The sequence below is a fragment of the Halorientalis persicus genome, assembly GCF_900110215.1.
Classification (GTDB): domain Archaea; phylum Halobacteriota; class Halobacteria; order Halobacteriales; family Haloarculaceae; genus Halorientalis; species Halorientalis persica.
Genome location: NZ_FOCX01000121.1, coordinates 1 through 1036, shown reverse-complemented (window position 1 = coordinate 1036; position 1036 = coordinate 1). Strand labels below are relative to the sequence as shown.

Sequence of the window (1036 nt, the reverse complement as noted above, 5' to 3'; positions counted from 1 at the left end):
GATTGGTCACCTGCATCCTCGACAAGATCTGCCCGAATGGGGTCATCACTGGTAGAGTTGGGAACGTGTCCGTACAGCGTGTATTTCCCAGATTCAGCAGGTAGGTCGTCGAACGTCACGAACTGATTCGGTGTGGTCTGGACTGTGACGGTGCGCCAGAGGACTATCTCATCGCTATCTGTCAACAGAATACTAGCCTCGGCAGCCCTCTCAAGCCGATTTCGGATGGTAATTTTAGAAACTACCACTTCAGAGGTCGCGGACGAATCGGGGAGTGAACAGCCGGCTAATGCTGTGAGCAGCATCGTGCCACCGAGCTGGAGGGCAGAACGGCGCTTCATACAACATATTCGTGTAATAGCTTTTGAATATTTTTGGAAAGAGAGGTATGACTAGGTGCGCAATGCAGCCAAAGCACAGTGTGGAGTTAGTGCTGTTCACGAATGAAGAAGACGACCACACAGAATCCAATAATCGCAGTGATTGTGTCGAATCCAGCACCTGTTCCGCCCGTTGTTTCTGTGTGTGTCTCCCGAGGAGATGGAGAAGGGGTGGTCTGGTTTTCTGTTGGTGGTTCTGATGGGGCACGAAGTCCAGAACATCCCGGAATATCGAAGTCTGCGATGAGATCACTACTCGATGCATTATAAGCCGTCGTCTCGCAGGTCTGTGTCACTTTCCAGACATATACCGGGAGATTTTCCTCGTCAATCTCTAATGTCTCGTTTACGGTTGTGCCATTTCCTATCTCCGTGTCCACATTTGGAATAACATTCCCGTGAGGCGCTGGCGCACCAATCGTCCCATCCGGTAGTGCATGAAACCATGTTCCGTTGACTGCTACAAAGTAAAGGTTCGCAGTGGTTTTCCGTTCCTTTTCGTCGTCTACTGACCCGAATAACTCGCTCTGGGAGAGAAGCGTCTGGTTGCTCTGAGTTGTATTCTGATCCGACTCGGTGGCAGATGCTGTCAGTGACGGAAGCTTGTCATCAGTTTCCATGGCCATTCCCAGGGGAGGTACCGCCACAACCCCGAT

General features: G+C 51.2%; 2 protein-coding genes. Both read right to left on the bottom strand.

Annotated elements, in window-relative coordinates:
• Window positions 1-305, bottom strand: a 305-nt coding sequence (locus tag BMX17_RS25740) for a hypothetical protein (protein ID WP_139203823.1), incomplete at its 3' end; no start/stop codon positions are given.
• A gap of 122 nt (window positions 306-427) precedes the next feature.
• Window positions 428-1036, bottom strand: a 609-nt coding sequence (locus tag BMX17_RS25735; protein ID WP_211611508.1) for a hypothetical protein, incomplete at its 5' end; no start/stop codon positions are given.